16 protein-coding genes are annotated in these 18,472 nt (G+C 36.2%); 7 read left to right on the plus strand and 9 right to left on the minus strand.

Annotated elements, in window-relative coordinates; all coding sequences use genetic code 11:
• The first annotated feature begins 2 nt into the window (after positions 1-2).
• Both ABD859_RS23235 and ABD859_RS23240 read left to right on the plus strand, forming a co-directional pair.
• Positions 3-1,409 (plus strand): efflux transporter outer membrane subunit, encoded by a 1,407-nt coding sequence (locus ABD859_RS23235; RefSeq protein WP_345147204.1) that lies wholly within the window; start codon positions 3-5, stop codon positions 1,407-1,409.
• A gap of 370 nt (positions 1,410-1,779) precedes the next feature.
• Positions 1,780-2,280 carry a hypothetical protein gene (locus ABD859_RS23240; protein ID WP_345147205.1) on the plus strand — a complete coding sequence of 167 codons (501 nt, stop codon included), beginning with the start codon at positions 1,780-1,782 and terminating at the stop codon, positions 2,278-2,280.
• 73 nt (positions 2,281-2,353) lie between these two features.
• Here the strand turns inward: ABD859_RS23240 and fucP are convergent, their stop codons facing one another.
• The 7 genes from fucP to ABD859_RS23275 form a co-directional block, all read right to left on the minus strand.
• Complete coding sequence (fucP, locus tag ABD859_RS23245; protein ID WP_345147206.1) at positions 2,354-3,652, minus strand: L-fucose:H+ symporter permease; 1,299 nt, start codon at positions 3,650-3,652, stop codon at positions 2,354-2,356.
• Positions 3,653-3,802: 150 nt separating this feature from the next.
• Complete coding sequence (locus ABD859_RS23250; protein ID WP_073487411.1) at positions 3,803-4,243, minus strand: MaoC/PaaZ C-terminal domain-containing protein; 441 nt, start codon at positions 4,241-4,243, stop codon at positions 3,803-3,805.
• Positions 4,244-4,358: 115 nt separating this feature from the next.
• Positions 4,359-5,426 (minus strand): Gfo/Idh/MocA family oxidoreductase, encoded by a 1,068-nt coding sequence (locus ABD859_RS23255; RefSeq protein ID WP_345147207.1) that lies wholly within the window; start codon positions 5,424-5,426, stop codon positions 4,359-4,361.
• A gap of 2 nt (positions 5,427-5,428) precedes the next feature.
• Entirely contained in the window at positions 5,429-6,652 is a 1,224-nt protein-coding gene (locus ABD859_RS23260; RefSeq protein ID WP_345147208.1) for an extracellular solute-binding protein, read from the minus strand.
• Positions 6,653-6,655: 3 nt separating this feature from the next.
• Positions 6,656-7,792, minus strand: a complete 1,137-nt coding sequence (locus tag ABD859_RS23265; RefSeq protein WP_345147209.1) for a CaiB/BaiF CoA transferase family protein — start codon at positions 7,790-7,792, stop codon at positions 6,656-6,658.
• Positions 7,793-8,938 carry a CaiB/BaiF CoA transferase family protein gene (locus ABD859_RS23270; RefSeq protein WP_345147210.1) on the minus strand — a complete coding sequence of 382 codons (1,146 nt, stop codon included), beginning with the start codon at positions 8,936-8,938 and terminating at the stop codon, positions 7,793-7,795.
• A complete protein-coding gene (locus ABD859_RS23275) occupies positions 8,935-10,083 on the minus strand; it encodes an ABC transporter substrate-binding protein (RefSeq protein ID WP_345147211.1) in 1,149 nt (382 codons plus the stop codon). The genes ABD859_RS23270 and ABD859_RS23275 overlap by 4 nt, the downstream gene beginning before the upstream one ends.
• Before the next feature lie 331 nt (positions 10,084-10,414).
• Here ABD859_RS23275 and ABD859_RS23280 point away from each other — a divergent pair, with 331 nt between their 5' ends.
• The 5 genes from ABD859_RS23280 to ABD859_RS23300 all read left to right on the plus strand — a co-directional run bounded on the left by ABD859_RS23280 (position 10,415) and on the right by ABD859_RS23300 (position 15,138).
• Positions 10,415-11,179: an SDR family NAD(P)-dependent oxidoreductase gene (locus ABD859_RS23280; RefSeq protein ID WP_345147212.1), complete on the plus strand. Its 765-nt coding sequence runs from the start codon at positions 10,415-10,417 to the stop codon at positions 11,177-11,179.
• Positions 11,180-11,441: 262 nt separating this feature from the next.
• Positions 11,442-12,296, plus strand: coding sequence for a fumarylacetoacetate hydrolase family protein (locus ABD859_RS23285; protein WP_345147213.1), 855 nt, complete (start codon positions 11,442-11,444; stop codon positions 12,294-12,296).
• A 17-nt stretch (positions 12,297-12,313) separates the two neighbouring features.
• A complete protein-coding gene (locus ABD859_RS23290) occupies positions 12,314-13,327 on the plus strand; it encodes a zinc-binding alcohol dehydrogenase family protein (protein ID WP_345147214.1) in 1,014 nt (337 codons plus the stop codon).
• A gap of 171 nt (positions 13,328-13,498) precedes the next feature.
• Positions 13,499-14,296, plus strand: a complete 798-nt coding sequence (locus ABD859_RS23295) for an SDR family oxidoreductase (protein WP_345147215.1) — start codon at positions 13,499-13,501, stop codon at positions 14,294-14,296.
• Between the two features lie 5 nt (positions 14,297-14,301).
• Positions 14,302-15,138 carry an amidohydrolase family protein gene (locus tag ABD859_RS23300; protein WP_345147216.1) on the plus strand — a complete coding sequence of 279 codons (837 nt, stop codon included), beginning with the start codon at positions 14,302-14,304 and terminating at the stop codon, positions 15,136-15,138.
• A gap of 433 nt (positions 15,139-15,571) precedes the next feature.
• Here the strand turns inward: ABD859_RS23300 and pelA are convergent, their stop codons facing one another.
• Positions 15,572-16,768, minus strand: a complete 1,197-nt coding sequence (pelA, locus tag ABD859_RS23305; RefSeq protein ID WP_345147218.1) for a pectate lyase — start codon at positions 16,766-16,768, stop codon at positions 15,572-15,574.
• Between the two features lie 14 nt (positions 16,769-16,782).
• Entirely contained in the window at positions 16,783-18,459 is a 1,677-nt protein-coding gene (locus tag ABD859_RS23310; protein WP_345147219.1) for a glycoside hydrolase family 28 protein, read from the minus strand.
• Between the last annotated feature and the right edge of the window lie 13 nt (positions 18,460-18,472).

The following is an 18,472-nucleotide window of genomic DNA, read 5'->3' on the forward strand; positions in this document are numbered from 1 at the left end:
AGATGACGAATAGTTCAAATAAATATATTCTTATGGTAATAACAGCCGCACTTTTAAGTGCGTGCTCTGTTACCAAGAAATACGAACGTCCCACTACTTTAAAAACAGATCAATTGTACCGCGATCAGGCTTCGGCAGATACGACTACAATTGCCGATATGCCGTGGCAGAGTGTTTTTAAAGATGAGAAACTAAATGCCTTGATTCAAAAAGGTTTAGATCAAAATCTTAACCTGAAAAATGCCATTGAAAATATCGTTCAGGCACGAGCTTCTTTACGTCAAAGTAAATTAGCTTATTACCCAACTTTGCAACTGGATGCAAGCGCAACACATACTAAACAGTCTGAAGCAGGGCTTAACTTTCCGCCGGGAATTAATATTAATACGTTAACTACAACCTATAAACTGGGATTAAGTACTTCTTGGGAAGCTGATATCTGGGGAAAACTAAGCAGTTCTAAAAGAGCCGCTCTGGCTAGTTATTTAGCAACCGATGCAGCGAAACAAGCTGTTCAGACACAATTAATTTCTGATATTGCCAATAATTATTTTCTGCTTTTAGCGTATGATAAACAGCTGAAGATCACAGAAGAAACCTTAGAAAGCCGTATTAAAAATGTTGAAACGATTAAAGCTTTAAAAGAAGGTGCAATCGTAACCGGTGCAGCTGTCGTGCAGAGTGAGGCCAACCAGCATGCGGCAGAGGTTTTGATTCCGGATTTAAAACAAAGTATCCGTGAGACCGAAAACGCTATTAATATTTTATTAGGACAAGGTCCGGGACCTATTGACAGAGGTGAATTAGGAACGCAGACTATTCCTGAAAATATTGCTGTTGGAGTTCCTTCTCAGTTATTACAAAATCGTCCGGACGTTCGTCAGGCTGAGTTTAATTTCAGAGTGGCTTTTGAATCTACAAATCTGGCTAAAACCTATTTTTATCCAAGTTTAACGCTTACAGCGAGCGGTGGTTTCTCGAATTTAGAATTAAAAGATTTCTTTACTAATTCTATTTTTTATTCGATTATTGGAGGACTAACACAGCCAATTTTTAATCAGGGCAAAAACAAAGTGAGATTAACAACAGCACAATCACAGCAATTACAGGCATACAATAATTTCCAGTTAAGTCTTTTAACAGCAGGGCAGGAAGTTTCAAATGCTTTGTATGCTTATCAAATGGCAGTTGAAAAACAAGATTCAAGAGAAAAACAAATTGAAGCTTTGGTAAAAGCAGTAGATTTTACAGAACAATTATTAGAGTACAGTTCAGCTACGAATTATACAGATGTATTAACATCGCAGCAAAACCTTTTAGCAGCACAGTTAAGCGGTATTAACGATAACTTACAAAAGCTGCAGGCGCTGGTTAATTTATACAGAGCTTTAGGCGGAGGCTGGAAATAAGATGAAGTAAAACTCTTAAAAATATCCGTTTGTCGTTTAAATCGTGTCTTTTGTCTAAAAAATAGTACAATACCACAATATTGATATACTTTTGTAACCGTTTAGATGAATTTCAATTTAGAGACAAACAATAAAACTCCACAAAAAGATCATATCAGTTCCAATGATCGCTATTAAATTAAAATAAACATGACTAAAAGCGCTCCCGAAACGGAGCGTTTTTTTTATACTGTTTTATCAAATTTACATCGGCAAAAAACTCCTGCTCGTCGATTAATTCTTCGGTTCGGTATAATGAATGTCTTAAACTTGAATATTGGCATTAATTTCGATTATTCTTAAATGAAATTAATTCTAAAAACCTAGAAAGATGAAAAAGTTAGTATTCGCCGCAATGTTATTTATGAGCGTATTTTTTGCTCAGGCACAAGTTTCGATTAACGTAAATATAGGAACGCCGCCAAGCTGGGGACCGCAAGGCTATGATGATGACAGATATTATTATTTACCAGATATCGATGTGTATTATGATGTAAATCAGAGTGTGTTTATTTATGATAATGGAGGGAAGTGGATTCGTGAAAAAAGACTTCCGTCAAGATACAGACAATATGATTTGTATTCAGGATATAAAGTAGTTTTAACAGATTACAGAGGAGATGCTCCTTATACATATCACACAAAACACAGAGCTAATTATCCAAAAGGTTACAAAGGTCAGCCTCAGAAAAACAGAGGAGAAAAACCAGTTAAAAGTGCCAAATCTCCAGGCAAATCAAAGTCTGATAACAAAGGAAAAGGAAACAATAACGGAAAAGACCATGGGCATTCTGATAAAAGTAATGATCATCCACAAGGGAATCGTCGCTAATTAAATTTAAAAATAACCAAATAAAAACGCCTCCTTTCTGAGGCGTTTTTTTTATAGATATATCTAAAATATATTATTGAGCAGTTTTTACTTTGTGCCCGTATAAACCAAACGATAAAATAATTACAAAACATACAAGCGGAATAATATATCCAGCTTGAATATCATCGTGTTTAATATCAATTAAAGTTCCCATTCCGTAAGGCAAAATGGCACCGCCCACTATAGACATTACCAGCCATGAAGAACCTGTTTCTGTATTTGATTTTAAACCAACTAATCCTAAAGAGAAAATAGTTGGGAACATGATCGACATAAAGAAACCAATACCGCCTAATGCATAAATTACCACAATTCCGGTTCCGTAAATGGCTAATAAACAAAGCACAATACTGGCAATGCAATAAATAGAAAGTAATACGTAATCTTTAACAAATCTCAGGAAGAAAGTTCCAATGAAACGTCCTGCCATAAATAAGAAGCCGTAAATACCAAGGTAATATCCGGCTGTTTTTTCGTCTAAACCAGCACCTTGCTGTGCAATTCTAATAAAGAAACTTGTAATACAAACCTGAGCACCTACATAAAAGAACTGTGCAATAACAGCCCAGCTTAAATGACGGAATTTTAAAACAGAGAAAAATCCGGGTTTAATTTCAGCTTCTGTATGCTGTGGTTTCATAGAAGGCAAATGCATGAAGTAAAAGATTACCGCTACTAAAACCAAAACGCTTCCCAGAATAATATAAGGCATTTTTACTGCAGCCGCTTCGCCTAATAAATATGCTGTTTTTTCAGCTTCCGGCATTGCTGCCATTTGTTCTTTTGTATGATTTGTTCCCGAAAGGATAAATAATGAACCCACAATTGGAGCCACCATAGCCGCTAATCCGTTAAAAGATGCCGCTAAATTTAATCGTTTAGAAGAAGATTCAGCAGGACCTAAAATCGCTGCGTAAGGATTTGCACTTGTTTCCAAAATTGTTAATCCGCAGCCAATTACAAATAAAGCAAATAAGAATAATTCATACGTTCTGGTGTTAGCAGCAGGAACGAATAAAAAAGCTCCGGCTGCGAAAACCAGCAGTCCGGTAATAATACTGTTTTTGTAACCAAATCTTTTTATCAGCATTCCGGCCGGAATCGCCATAATAAAATAGGCAAAAAACACCGAAGTGTCAATTAAAGTCGATTGACGATTGTTTAATTCGCACGCCTTTTTCAGGTGTGGAATCAAAATAGAATCCAGATTGTGTGCCATTCCCCAAAGGAAAAACAAGCTGGTAATTAAAATAAATGGCAGAAGATAGTTGGTTTTTCCTCCCTCTGTAGGCACTTCGTGCTGATCGCCGGTTTGGTTTGTTATTTGCATTTGTTAGATAGTTTAGTTTTTTGAATAGGTTCAAAGAGACAAAGTTGTATAGTGACAAAGTTTTTTGTAGAGACGCATCGTAATGCGTCTAAGTTTAGAGAAGAAATCTCTGTTACTCTGCAACTTTGTTTCTTTGTCTCTTTAAAAAGATTATTTCTTTTTGACAAGAAGTAAATGATCACACACCAAAACCACTTCACCTCTTTGGTTAATGATTTCAACATGTTCAGTTACAGTTCCCATTTCTGGATTTTTGGCTTCGCCTTTTTCAGAAATCGTAATTTCAGAATGAATCGTATCGCCAATGTGTACCGGTTTTACGAATCGCATTTTATCGTATCCTCTCGAAAAAGCTTCTGGATTAATTTCAGATGCTGTTAAACCGATTCCGATTGCAAAAACCATAGTTCCGTGTGCAATACGCTGTCCGAAAGGCTGTGTTTTACACCATTCTTCATCCATGTGATGCGGGAAAAAATCTCCCGTATGTCCGGCGTGAACAACAAAATCCGTCTCGGTTATCGTTCTGCCAAGTGTAACTCTTTTATCATTAAGCTGATAATCTTCAAAAAAGGTTGATTTGAAATACATGTTTTTTGTTTTTTGGTTTTGAACCATATAAGTGATATAAGATAATTTAAGCAGTAAACTATGCACAAAAATTATATGAACTTATATGACTTATATGGTTTAAAATTTTATGTTTTTATAATTTTTCTAATGAAACACCGCCGTTGTTACTGCTGATATAGCAGGCTTCTACTACTTTCATTGTGTCCAGAACGTCTTGTACGCTTGCTAATAATTTTGAATCAGAACCTTCTTTAAATCGCATTAAATTTGACATAGTTCCAATGAAAGCTTCCGGAAACCAAGAACCTTCCAGTTCAACTTTTTTCCATTCGTACTTTCCGTTTTCATCTTCTAATGCATATTCAAAAATGTCTGGTAATCCGTCAGGATAATTCATTAATAATCCCATTTTTGCTTTAATGGCACCTTTTGTTCCTTCCCATTTAATGTAACTTTCTTCGTGGTTTGGACCAAAATGGTGATCATGATTTGTATTGATTACCACATGTTTATCTTCTCCATAATCTAAAATAATTGTAGAACGGCTCGATGATAATTTTTTAAGCGGATGTTTAGCTGTTTTTGCATAAACACCTTTTGGATTTCCTAAAAATGACCTGATGCAATCGATATAGTGAACACTATGAAAAAGAATTTCCAATCTGGGATGTTCCTTAATCAACGGAAACAATTCCCAAGGTGTGTTTACGGTTACTTTAAATTCTAGATCGTATAAATCGCCAATTAAACCTTCGTTAATCAGATATCTTGCAGCGCTTACAAATGGCGAAAAACGAAGCTGAAAATTGATTGCTGCCACAAGATTTTTTCTTTCGCATACTTCCACGATTTCTTTGGCTTGTGCCAAATCATTTCCCATTGGTTTCTGAATCAAAACTGCTGAACCGTCAGGCAATTGTTCTAAGATTTCGATGTACTGATCCGGAAGAACCGTAATATCATAAACAGTATTTGAAGGCGCATTTTTAACCGCTTCGGCTACATTTTCAAAAACATGTTTAATATCGAATTCTTTTGCCAGATCATGTGCTTTTGAAATCGTTCTGTTTGTAATGCCAAAAACGGTAAATCCGGCCATTTTGTAAGCTGGCAGATGCGCGTCTTTTACAATACCGCTCGCGCCGATAATAACAATAGGCTGATCTGTTTGAGGCAGTAAAGGTTTATATGGAATATTCATATCTAAATAATTTTTTCAATAGCATTTTGAGTTTCTTCTAAAAGTGTTTTCGACGGAATATCCGTTTCAATTGCTTTTAAAACCATCTGATCGATAAGTTCTGTTACTTTTGGCCAGATTGGGGTTTGCGGTAATGTCAGCGCATTTTCATGCAGCATTTCCAATTTATGGTAGTACGGAATCACATGATTGATTTCAGCATCTTTCCAAGTCGATTTTCTGCATCCGATACCGCCTTCGTTTGTAAGCAGTTTGTCGCTTTCGGCAGTAGTGGCAAATCGCAGGAAATCGTAGGCTAACTGCTGGTTTTTACTTCCGGTTCCAATGGTGTATAACCAGTACACATTCAGCGAAGCTGTTTTATGGTCAGGATCATGAGGAAGTTCAGTAATATCTACTTTTCCTTTTACTCTCGATTCGCCAATAACTTCACACATTGAAGCAAATCCAAACCAATTGATAGACATTGCCGCTTGTCCTTCGGCGAAAGCCATTCCGGCTTCTACAGACCCAAAATTCTTAGAACCCGGATGAACTGCAATTGCTGTGTTTACAATAGTTCGGTAATAATCTAAAGCTTTTTCGGCAGCAGTATGATTTATATTAATTTGATTTTGATTATCTAAAAGAGATCCGCCTCGTGTCCATAACTGCAGGCAGAAATCAAAAACCATGTTATGACCGTCTGGATAATTGGCAAAAACACAGCCATACAAATTATCTGCCGGACGGTTAAAATATGTGGCAATCTGGGTGAACTGCTCCCAGTTTTTTGGAGGGAACAATTCGTAACCAAATTGTTTCTTAAAATTTTCTTTTTCGGTTTGATTTTCGAATAAATCTTTTCTGTAAATCAAACATTCCGGACCGTCATGAAAAGGAAGCCCGTACGTACCGCCGTTTATCTGCTGTAAATGTAATAATGACTTATGCCAGCCTTGTGGATAATCCTGAGGTGCATTTTTATTGATAAATGAAGTTAAATCCAAAACCGCTTTTTCATTGGCAGCATCAAAAATCCAATCAGTATTTAAATGTGCAATGTCCCAGTCTCCGTTTTTTAAACCTTCTTTTGTAATGGTTTCTTCGTAAAGATCGTGCAGTTCAAGCGGTATCATTTCAACTTCAATCTGAATATTGTTTTTCAGACAAAATGCATCCCACAGTTTTTGCAGCGTACTTTCGAAAGGAGAAAATTTTCTAACGGCGATTCTGAATTTTTCCATGATTTATGCTATAAATTCTTTTATAATTCGCTCATTGTCCTGTCCTAATTTTGGAGAACCTTTACCAGATGTAAAATATTCACCATCAATTTTTATAGGACATCTTGTGGTTTTATACGAGTAACCGTCGAGCATTTCAACCTTTTGTGTAAATTCTAAAACCTTGAAACCGTCTTCTTTAAAAAGCTGTTCGTAGTTTAAAACTCCGGCACACCAAATATCTGCCGGTTCTAAAATATCCAGCCAAAACTGCGTTTCCTGAGTCAGCAGGTGAGTGGCCAGAATATTTTTGATTTCGTCTCTAAGCCCGAATTTATTTTCCGGAAATTTTAATAATGCATCACATTTTAACAACGAAGCCAAAACCGGAATAGAACCCATTGCAAGTGCTAAATAGCCGTTTTTGGTTTGATAAATTCCGTATGGCGCGCCTAAATAAGCGTGAGCATTATTGGTTTTAGTTCGAACCGGAAGTTCACCACCGTCGTTAAAAAACGTGGTAATAGTTTCAAACTGAAAATCAAAAGCCGATTCGAGCATACTTACCTGAACGGTTCCGCCCATATTATGAGTGGCTTTACGATATAAAGCCGCTAAAATTCCCTGTGCTAAATGTGCTCCTGCAAGCATATCGACAATCGATAAACCCATTGGCACCGGACCATCTTCCTGATTACCGCTCAGCCATGTTAAAGCTGTTAAAGACTGCAGTAACAAATCCTGTCCCGGTAAATTTTTAAGTTCAGGATGGTTTCCAAAACCAGAAATTGAAGCATAAACCACATTTGGATTTATCGCTTTTACATCATCATAACTTAAACCAATGCGTTCCATAACATCGGGTCTGAAATTATGCATGACAACATCGGCTTTGGCTAATAATTTTTTTAATTTTTGAAGCTCTTCAGGTTGTTTAAAATCAATGGCAAATGATTCTTTATTTCTGTTTATAGTATGAAAAACAGACGATTCGCCATTCATAATTAAATCCGAAGTATATAGAGTACGGCAGATATCTCCAGTTCCAGGTTTTTCAATTTTTATAACGCGCGCGCCCAGATCGGCCAATCGTAAACTGGCTGACGGACCCGAAAGGAACTGGCTGAAATCTACTATCAAATAATCTTCTAATGGTTTCATTTAATCGTTTAAAAATTGTTGGTGTATTGCTAAATTATCCTGACCTACTTTTGGCGCTGCTTTTTCGCTTAATAAAACCGCACCGTCAAGCTGAATTGGACTTCGTGTCGTAACTAAAGTTTCGCCTTCTGAATTTTTTACGGTTTGTTTAAGTTGTAAATCTTCTACAAAAGCCTGTTGGTCTAAAGTTTCATAATCAAATACTTTTCCGCACCAAATACCTTGTTTTTGAAGTAATTCAAGCCAGAAATCTGCTTTTTGAGTGCGAATTTTTTCGGCAAGAATTTCTCTGATTTCGTCTCTTTTTTCAAACCAGAGATGTTTATCAGCATATTGCGAAAGATCAACGCCAAGTGTGTTTCCTATAAAAAGTAAATCACCCATGGCAAGCGAAATATAATCGTCTTGTGTCTGGTAAACGCCGTATGGAGCGCTCAAAAAAGCATGTGCACTTCCTTTTGCATCCCCGCGTTCAGGTTGTTGTCCGCCGTCGTTTAAGAATGAAGTAATCGCTTCAAACTGAACATCTAAAACAGATTCCAGCAGACTTACTTCAACCAAAACACCTTTTCCGGTTTTGGCTCTTTTCAGCAGTGCTGCTAAAATTCCCTGAACAAAATGATTACCGCACATTAAATCGGCTACAGCCAGACCAAACGGAACCGGCCCTTGACTTTTGCGTCCGCTTAACCAGCTTAAACCCGAAAGTGACTGCAAAAGCAAATCCTGTCCCGGCTTTTTTGCCCAAGGACCTTTGTCGCCGTAACCTGTTATCGTTCCGTATATTATTTTTGGATTAATTGTAAGTGTCGTTTCAAAGTCCAAACCAATTTTTTCCATAACGCCTGGTCTGAAATTATGGGTCATAATATCAGCCTTTTTGATTAGTTTTTTGATTAAAACTAAATCGTCAGGATTTTTTAAATCGGCGGCAAAAGATTCTTTATTTCTGTTAATGGTATGAAACAAAAGACTGCTGTCGTCTACAAAAAGGTCTTTTATGCTTAACTGACGGCACGCTTCGCCTTTTACCGGACGCTCGATTTTAATAACGCGTGCACCTAAATCAGCCAGTTTTAAACCCGCAGACGGACCCGCCAGAAACTGGCAGAATTCTAATACAATTAATCCTTCTAATGGTTTCATGAATGCTGTAATTTTAAAGATTCGGCATAAAGCGCGTTCATTTCTTCTAAAACCTGTTCTTCGTTACCGCCGTTCATTAAATAATTACGAACAACATCGCCCGCATGATCCTGAAAATGCATGTGTCCTGAATATCTTGGTCTTAAAAAAGCTCTTTCTAAAGCCGGAAGTGTATTTTTGAAATAATTATTTGTGACTGAATTGATTCTGTCATTTTTCCAGGCCTGTAAATGTCCCGGCTGACCTCCGTTATCGGCAAAAATATTCTGCTGTGTGTGCGATGAACCTGTAAATTCAGCATAACGAATCGCTTCCGGAATATTTTGGCTGAATGACGAAACTGCTAATCCTGTTCCGCCAAGAGACGAAATCATGGACGCATTATTCAATTTTACCAAATCATAAAAATGAAGAAGGTTTTTACTGTATCCGGCTCGTGAATAATTAGAGTATCCGTAAGCAAAAGGGCAGTAGGCAATTTCATCAGAATTTACCATCGCTTCATAAACCTGAATTGGATTTCGGTTAAAGTTTGCAGGATCAATTAATTGTGCCAGTTCACGGAACATTTGTAATGCTTCTTTTCCTTTTTGAGCAGAAATAACTTTTTCTTCTGTTTGAAAAGGAGCTTCGCCTAAACTGCAGCAAAACATATAAAAACTCATTAAAACATCAACAGGAATTCCGGCAAAGGCAACTAATCCTTTTTTGGCTAAAGCCAATAAATCGTCGTATGTCTGAGGAACTTCAATTCCTTTTTTCTCTAAAATATCTAAACGTGCAGCAGCAACAGGAGTCGCTGCATCAATTGGTAAAGCCCATAATTTATTGCTGAAAACATAACTGCCGTATGATTTTCCTACGGTGTTAATTTCTTGATCTTTAATATAATCCGCAGGCAGATAATCAGACAAAGGAAGAATCGCTTTTGTATGCGCTCCAAAGCCTGTCCACGGATGATCGATTACCAATAAATCAAATCTTTTAGCCAGATCTTCAATAGAAGCATCGGCAAATTCTTGTAAACTTCTCTTTTCCCAGGTAATTTCAATTTCAGGATTCAGTTCGGTAAAACGCTGCGAAGTCGCAACCATTGGTAATAAACCTCTTGTGTGATTCCAGGTTATGCCTTTTAATTTTATCATTTTATAGGAATTATATAGTCGTAAAAAAGATGTGAAATAATAAATGTAAAAAATACAATTACAAAATTAGAAATAAGATTGAAATGACCAAGAAAATGTAACTTTTTACATTACTTTTTTTGAAAAAAGTTTTAAAGTAGGTGTCTTTTTTTACAAAGCGAATAAAAAATGTTATAATTTATTAAAGAATGATCATTTTATTATATTAGTAGAAAAATAAAATGCAAATATTGTTTTAATCGATTACATTTGTAATTGTGGTTTTTACATTTATCTTTTAAAAGATGATTTCCATAGAATTTTGATTTCAATAAATATTAAATAATTACAAATGTTTTCATTACAGAATAAAAAAGCGGTAATAACCGGAGGAGGAAGCGGCATTGGAAGAGCGATTGCAGCGTTGTTTGCAAAGCAGGGTGCTGAAGTTCATATTATTGATTTAACTATTGAAAGTGCACAGGATGCAGTCGATGAAATAAAAAGTGCAGGCGGTACTGTGTTTTCGTATGCGTGTAACGTGTCGAGCCAGTCCGAAGTAAAAGCGGCTTTTGAGAAAATCGGCAATATCAATATTTTGATCAATAACGCCGGAATTGCTAATGTGGGTAAAGTAGATACCACTTCTGAAGCTGATTTTGACCGTGTAATGGATGTCAATGTAAAAGGAGTTTACAATTGCTTGTACGCGGCGATTCCACAATTCAGACTTTCAAACGGCGGTGTTATTTTAAACATGGCGTCTATTGCTGCGTGGGTAGGTATTTCTGACCGATTTGCGTATTCAACTGCTAAAGGTGCTGTAATGGCAATGACTTTATCTGTTGCGAGAGATTATTTAAATGAAAACATCAGATGTAATTCTATTTCGCCTGCAAGGGTTCACACGCCTTTTGTAGATGGTTTTATTTCTAAAAACTATGCAGGAAAAGAAGAAGAAATGTTCGATAAACTTTCTAAATCACAGCCAATTGGCCGTATGGGAAAACCAGATGAAATTGCAGCTTTAGCTCTTTATTTATGCAGTGAAGAAGCTGGTTTTATCACTGGATGTGATTACCCAATCGACGGAGGGTTTATTAAGCTAAATAATTAAAGGTTCTGAGGAGCTAAGATTCTAAGGTACTGAGGTTTTTCTTTTATCCTTAGATTTTTACTTCTTTTAAAACCTAAAAAATATTCAGCTAAAGCTTAAAACTAATTTTCAAAGAAAAAACCTTAGAACATTAGTTCCTCAGCACCTTAGCACCTAAAAAAAAAATAAAATAAATTAAAAAGTTACTAAAACAAAGGTACAAGATAAAAAAACTTAGAACCTCAGAACCTTAGTAACTTAGAACCTTAAAAAAATAAATACAATGAAATTAATACGTTTTGGAGAAATTGGAAAAGAAAAACCAGGAGTTATAATTGGTGAAAAAAGATATGATGTTTCTTCTATAGTTTCAGACTTTAACGAAAGCTTTTTTGAAGAAAATGGCTTAGAAAAATTACAAAAAGCATTAGAGAGCAATCCTTCATTGCCAGAAGTCAGCGCAGATGTGCGTTTGGGTTCTCCGGTTGCAAGACCTTCAAAAATAATCTGTATTGGATTGAATTACGTGGATCATTGTAAAGAAACCAATGCACCGATCCCAACAGAACCAATCATTTTCTTTAAATCGACTACTTCTTTATGCGGACCGGATGATGATTTGATTATTCCTAAAAACAGTGAAAAAACCGACTGGGAAGTGGAATTAGCATTTGTAGTAGGTAAAAAAGCAAGTTATGTTGAAGAAGCTGAAGCTTTAGATTATGTTGCAGGTTATGCTTTATTGAATGATTACAGTGAAAGAGCATTTCAGTTAGAGCGTGGCGGACAATGGGCTAAAGGTAAAGGAAGCGATACGTTTGCACCTCTTGGACCATTTTTGGCAACTAAAGATGAAGTGGCTGATGTTGATAATCTTAAAATGTGGCTGACTGTAAATGGTAAAAAATATCAGGACAGTAACACATTAAACTTAGTTTTTAAAATTCCTTATTTAGTACACTATTTAAGCCAGTTTATGACTTTGCTTCCTGGCGATATTATCAGTACAGGAACGCCTCCGGGAGTTGGTTTAGGAATTAAACCAGAACCGGTTTACATTAAAGCAGGCGACGTTATCGAACTTGGAATTGAAGGTTTAGGAACGAGTAAGCAGACAGCTGTAGCTTATAAAAAGTAATCTAAAAGTATTTAAAGATGAAATTTATTGTTTGCGAAAAACCGCAGGAATTTCTGTTAAAAGAAAAAGAAATTCCGGAACCAAAAGAAGGCGAAGTCCTGCTTAAAATTAAAAGAATCGGAATCTGCGGAACTGATATTCATGCTTTTGGCGGAACACAGCCGTATTTTGAATATCCCAGAATTTTAGGTCACGAACTGGCTGCCGAATATGTAAAAGGAAATGCAGCAGGTTTTAAACCGGGTGATAAAGTGACATTTATTCCGTATTTCAACTGCGGAAAATGTGTTGCATGCCGAAACGGACTAACGAACTGCTGCGTAAATATTAAAGTTTTTGGAGTGCATATTGACGGCGGAATGGCTGAATATGTTTCAATTCCTGAGCAGTATTTATTACACGGACAAGGTTTAGATTATGATGAACTGGCTTTGGTTGAACCGCTTGCAATCGCAGCACACGGAGTTAGAAGAGCAGCTGTAAAACCAACAGATACGGTTTTGGTAATGGGAGCCGGACCAATTGGTATTGGACTTATTCAGTTTGCTAAAATTGCCGGAGCAAAAGTTATCGTAATGGATATCAACGATTATCGCTTAAACTTCTGTAAAACAGAATTAAATGCCGATGAAACGATTAATCCGTTAAACGATGATGTAGCTGCTAAGCTGGCAGAATTAACAAACGGTGACATGGCTAATGTGGTAATTGATGCTACAGGAAACCAAAAAGTAATGAACAGCGCTTTCAATTATATTTCGCATGGCGGAAGATTTGTTTTGGTAGGACTTCAAAAAGGAGAATTGAGTTTCAGTCATCCGGATTTCCACAAACGAGAATCGACTTTAATGAGCAGCCGAAACGCTACGATTGAAGATTTCGAATACGTAATGAAATGCCTGAAAGAAGGAAAAATCGATCCGAAAAAGTACATTACGCACAGAACAAGTTTTGATGAAATGATTACAGATTTTACGAGCCTTACAGATCCTAAAAATAATGTAATCAAAGCATTAATTGAAATAGAATAAATGTATATTAAAATAAAGTTTTAAGATTCAGTTTGTCATTTCGACGAAGGAGAAATCTCCGCAAGTAGCTCCATCTAGAAATTCGCCAATCTTTGTAGAGTTTCTCGCAGAGATTTCTCCTTCGTCGAAATGACAAAAATGAGGAAAACTGTAACCTTAAATAACCACACAATGGATTTAAATTTAAAAAATAAGATTGTTGTCGTTTCCGGTTCGGCTGGTAAAGAAGGAAGTATTGGCGAAACAATGATTAACAGACTGGCAGACGAAGGCGCAATTCCGGTTTTGGTAGACAGAAACGCAAGAGGGTTTGGTTACGCGGAAAATCTTCAAAAAAGAGGAATTGATTCTATATTCGTTCAAACCGATGTAACAGATCCTGTTGAAATTGAAAATGCTGTTAAAACCATTACAGCAAAATACGGAAGAATCGATGCTGTAATTAACAACGTTGGTGTTAATGACGGAGCAGGTTTAGATGCCACATACGAGGAATTCATGGATTCTTTAAAACTAAATGTAGTAAGTTACTTTTTATTGGTAAAATATGCACTTCCATACTTAAAAGAATCAAAAGGAAATATCCTTAATATTGGTTCAAAAGTAGCTTTAACAGGGCAGGGAGGAACTTCGGGTTATGCTGCTGCAAAAGGTGGTGTTTTAGGACTTACAAGAGAATGGGCTGTAGATTTGATTCAGTTTGGAATTCGTTCAAACGCTATTATCATTGCAGAAAGTTATACCCCGGCATACGAAGACTGGATTAAAACACTTGCCGATGGTGAAACTGTTTTAAAGAAAATCAACAAAAGTATTCCGTTTGAAAACCGAATGACTAAAACAGAAGAAATTGCAGATACAGCACTTTTTATCATTTCAGAAAAATCATCGCACACAACAGGACAATTTGTTTTTGTTGACGGCGGATATGTGCATTTAGATCGTGCTTTAATCAGTGATGTAAACTAAAAAGTATGAGTAACCGAATCGATTCGCATCAGCATTTTTGGAAATTTGATCCCGTTAGAGACAGCTGGATTGATGAAACTATGGCGGTGATTCAGAGAGATTTTCTTCCCGAAGATTTACAGCCGTTATTAAAAGAAAATCAATTTGAAGGCTGTGTGGCTGTACAGGCAAGTCAGTCTGAAGAAGAAACTCATTTTCTTATTGATTTAGCTTCTAAAAATGATTTTATAAAAGGAATTGTAGGCTGGGTTGATCTTCGAAATGCCAATATTGAAGAACGTTTACGCCATTTTTCGGCTTACAAAAAAGTAAAAGGATTTCGTCATGTTGTTCAGGGCGAAGCCGATGATTTTATGTTTGGTGCTGCATTTCGTAACGGAATCAAAGCTTTAAAAGAATTTGATTTCACTTACGATATTTTGATTTTCCATCGTCAGTTACCTGCAGCGATAAGTCTGGTAAATGATTTTCCGGAGCAGAAATTCGTAATCGATCATATTGCAAAACCGGATATTAAATCAGGAGATATTGATTCATGGAAAAAAAATATCGAAGAAATCGCAAAATACGATAACGTTTGGTGTAAAATCTCAGGAATGGTCACAGAAGCCGACTGGAAAAACTGGAAACCAGCAGATTTAAAACCGTATCTGGATGTTATTTTTGCTAATTTTTCGGCAGATAAATTGATGTACGGTTCAGATTGGCCGGTTTTGAACGTTGCTTCAGATTACAATGAGGTTGTAAAAACTTTAGAAGATTATATCTCAAAATATTCAGTTGAAGACCAAAATAAAATTTGGTTTGAGAATGCGAATTTATTCTACAATTTAATTGATTAGAATTTAATCTAATAAGCTTCGGAGAAGCGAAATATTTATAGCAAAATATTTATAGCAAAATATTTATAGCAAAATATTTATAGCAAGAAAATATAGATTTAAACATAAAGCTCCAGCGGAGCGACATATAATTGTAAAAATATGCCGCTCCGCTGGAGCTTTTTTTATTTGTTTTATTGATATTCTATAAATATTTTGCTCCGCTGGAGCACTAAAAGGTTGACTTCGAGTTTTGAGATAGTCTCTTTTTTGTAATGGCAAAAAAACATAGTCAATGGTTTCAACCATTGTAACGCAATGTTTCCCTGTTCTTTGTCTCTCGTGGTTGAAACCACGGGCTATGTTTCCTCAGAATAAAAAAGCCACAGATTAAAAAGATTTGCACAGATTTTTAATAATCATTTTAATCCTTTTAATCTGTGGCTAATAAATATTATTGTTTTAAAACATCTGCATTTGGCGCCCATTTCTTCTGCCATGCCGGATATTTTTTCAAAGCTTTTTCAGGTTTGTCTGTATACCACGCATAACCAGTTCGGCGTTCACGGCTTACTTCTGCCAAAGAATACAAAAGTTCACTATCGCGGTCAGAAAATAAAGGTCTGTGTGTTTTTAATTCATAATAACGCGTCCAGATTGGCGGTGCAGTAGTATCAGTTACCACACGAACATCATTTGTGATCTTTTTGTATTTCGAATCCATTTCCGGAGCTTTAAAACTTTCAACTCTGGTATTGTAAATTTTAGAATCCTGAAACCATTTTACAGCGCCCTGAATAGAATTTATAATCTTTTCATCCGGTTTGTCAATTGCCATTAAAAACAAAACAATATCAACACTTTCGGCGTTACAAATGCTAGGCGGTTCAAACTTACGCGCCCATGCAGGTAATAAAGTAATTTCGTCATGCTGCTGGCACCACGCAGTCAGTTTTCCATTGTCTTTGATCTGCATTTCCAAAATACACTCCAATCCTTTTTGATAAGACTTCTCAACTTTTTTTCTGGTTTGGGTGTCAATAAAAGCATAATCCGGATCATTGTTTACGATCTTTTTAAGAAGATTCATGATGCCCATATATGCTCCGTCGTTGAAAGTAATATGACGGCTGTATCCTTTTTCAAGCGGATAATACTGTGGCCAGCCCCCGTTTGGATATTGTGCTTTTAAAGTAAAATTAATACCACGCAGACAGCCATCTTTATATTTTGGGTCTTTAGTAAGTGTATAAACCTGCGCTAAATAATGAATATGTGTGTAAGTCGTTTCATTATCAAACGTCGTATGTTCAATATATTTCGTTTTAACGACGCTGTCAATCTGTTGCGGCGTTAAAATTGCTTTCATATCGTAATTTTTCGGCCAGCCGCCATTGTCACGCTGGAAGTACAAAATATTATCCGCAATCTTCGCATAATCTGTTTCAGCATATTGCGGCTGATTTGGAACCGGATTTATAATATTGGTTTTATCTTTAATATGATACCAATGATTGGTGCCATCTGTAAAAACCTTAGTACTTATTGCTGCTTTATTATCTTTATCAGTCTGTGCATTTACCTGAAATAAAGTAAATACACAAACGGTGAAAACAAATAACGGACTGTTTTTAGACATTGTTTTAAACATAAAACTAATTTGTTTTAGAATTTTACAGCTCCCTTTGGAACATCGCTTCCAAGTGTAGTTGTTTTAGAAAAATCAAGATTTTTAGAAGAAACCAATTCAATATCAGCATTTCCTTCACCATTGATGTTTACCGCTTTTGGAGATGTAGAATTGAATTCAATGTTTTTTACAGACATATTTTTTACATTATAAATCTCAAATACATTACTGTTTTCGATGTCCAGTTTGGCATTGTCAATTTTAATTCCTTTGGCATCAATAATAGAGAATCCTTTTTCTGCTGTAACCGTTAAGTTAGAGATTTCGATATTTTCTAAGTTCATTTCAGGAAGACCTTGTAAAAATACTGCCTGCTGAGCACCTTTAATCGTAACGTTTTTAATTGAAATGTTTTTAAACTGCGGTGTTTCAACCGTTACCGGCATTGCCTTATTAACGATTTTATCGCCGCCTTCTTCTAGAGTTTCAGCTATTGATTTTCCTCCGTAATATAAATTAAAAGAAATCGCCTGTGATGGAATATCAGTCATAAAAACATCAGAAATAAAGATATTTTCTACAACACCGCCTCGTCCGCGTGCGCTTTTAAAACGCAAACCTACATCAGTACCCATAAAAGTACAGTTTGAAACGTGAAGGTTTTTTACACCGCCAGACATTTCGCTTCCAACTGTAACACCGCCGTGACCGTGATAAACGATATTGTTTCTCACAATAATATTTTCGCACGGAACACCTCTTTCACGTCCGTCTTTATCTTTTCCAGATTTAATACAAATTGCATCATCTCCTACGTCAAAACTTGAATTTTCAACCAATACGTTTTTGCAACATTCTACATCAAGACCGTCGCCGTTTTGAGAATACCACGGATTACGAACCGTTACGTTTCTCACAATCAAATCTTCCACCATAAACGGGTGAATATTCCACGCCGGAGAATTTTGAAAAACAGGTCCGTCAAATAAAACTCTTTTACTGTTTTGAATGCTAACCATTACCGGACGAAGGAAATCGTGTATTTTTTCAAACTCTTCTTTCGTTTTTAAATCAGGACGCACATTTTGATCGGCACCTTTAGAAGCATTCATAAAAGTTTCTGATGGATACCAGCTCGTTTTATCTTTATTTAAAACGCCGCCTTGCGAAATCACCTTTTTCCACTGGCTTTCCGTTAATTTATTTTTTTTAACCTGTCTCCAAACTTCGCCAGAACCATCCCAGACACCATTTCCGGTAAAAGCAACATTTTCAAGGTTTTTTCCATAAATAGGAGAAATACATCTCCAGGTATTTAAACCTTCAAAATTGGTTTCGATTATTGGATATAAAGATTTATCGGTAGAAAATTTTATCAAAGCACCTCTTTCAGCATGCAGTTCGATATTGCTTTTTAAAATAATTGGGCCTGTAAGCCAGATTCCCGCAGGAATAACGACTTTTCCGCCACCTTTTTTTGAAACAGCATCTATGGCATCGGCGAAAGCCTTTGTATTTAAAACGTAACCGCCGTTTACAGCGCCAAAATCTTTAATGTTTACACTGTTTTTTGGAATAACAGGTTCTTTGATTTTAGACATTTTAAATTCAACTTTATATGGATCATTTGTTTTTTGAGCCATTAAAGCAGATGAACCCGCCAGTAAAAACGCAGCAGCGAGAAAGAATTGTACAATTGGTTTGGTTTTCATGTTAGTAGTTTTT

The organism is Flavobacterium ginsengiterrae (genome assembly GCF_039539785.1).
Classification (GTDB): Bacteria; Bacteroidota; Bacteroidia; order Flavobacteriales; family Flavobacteriaceae; genus Flavobacterium; species Flavobacterium ginsengiterrae.

Excerpts from the sequence above, each read along its gene's own strand:
- ABD859_RS23295 (WP_345147215.1), top strand. The coding sequence starts at position 13,499 with ATGGATTTAAATTTAAAAAATAAGATTGTTGTCGTTTCCGGTTCGGCT.
- ABD859_RS23275 (WP_345147211.1), bottom strand. The coding sequence starts at position 10,083 with ATGATAAAATTAAAAGGCATAACCTGGAATCACACAAGAGGTTTATTA.
- ABD859_RS23280 (WP_345147212.1), top strand. The coding sequence starts at position 10,415 with ATGTTTTCATTACAGAATAAAAAAGCGGTAATAACCGGAGGAGGAAGC.
- ABD859_RS23300 (WP_345147216.1), top strand. The coding sequence starts at position 14,302 with ATGAGTAACCGAATCGATTCGCATCAGCATTTTTGGAAATTTGATCCC.
- ABD859_RS23285 (WP_345147213.1), top strand. The coding sequence starts at position 11,442 with ATGAAATTAATACGTTTTGGAGAAATTGGAAAAGAAAAACCAGGAGTT.
- fucP (WP_345147206.1), bottom strand. The coding sequence starts at position 3,652 with ATGCAAATAACAAACCAAACCGGCGATCAGCACGAAGTGCCTACAGAG.
- ABD859_RS23265 (WP_345147209.1), bottom strand. The coding sequence starts at position 7,792 with ATGAAACCATTAGAAGATTATTTGATAGTAGATTTCAGCCAGTTCCTT.
- ABD859_RS23250 (WP_073487411.1), bottom strand. The coding sequence starts at position 4,243 with ATGTATTTCAAATCAACCTTTTTTGAAGATTATCAGCTTAATGATAAA.
- ABD859_RS23240 (WP_345147205.1), top strand. The coding sequence starts at position 1,780 with ATGAAAAAGTTAGTATTCGCCGCAATGTTATTTATGAGCGTATTTTTT.
- ABD859_RS23235 (WP_345147204.1), top strand. The coding sequence starts at position 3 with ATGACGAATAGTTCAAATAAATATATTCTTATGGTAATAACAGCCGCA.
- ABD859_RS23260 (WP_345147208.1), bottom strand. The coding sequence starts at position 6,652 with ATGGAAAAATTCAGAATCGCCGTTAGAAAATTTTCTCCTTTCGAAAGT.
- ABD859_RS23255 (WP_345147207.1), bottom strand. The coding sequence starts at position 5,426 with ATGAATATTCCATATAAACCTTTACTGCCTCAAACAGATCAGCCTATT.
- ABD859_RS23290 (WP_345147214.1), top strand. The coding sequence starts at position 12,314 with ATGAAATTTATTGTTTGCGAAAAACCGCAGGAATTTCTGTTAAAAGAA.
- ABD859_RS23310 (WP_345147219.1), bottom strand. The coding sequence starts at position 18,459 with ATGAAAACCAAACCAATTGTACAATTCTTTCTCGCTGCTGCGTTTTTA.
- pelA (WP_345147218.1), bottom strand. The coding sequence starts at position 16,768 with ATGTTTAAAACAATGTCTAAAAACAGTCCGTTATTTGTTTTCACCGTT.
- ABD859_RS23270 (WP_345147210.1), bottom strand. The coding sequence starts at position 8,938 with ATGAAACCATTAGAAGGATTAATTGTATTAGAATTCTGCCAGTTTCTG.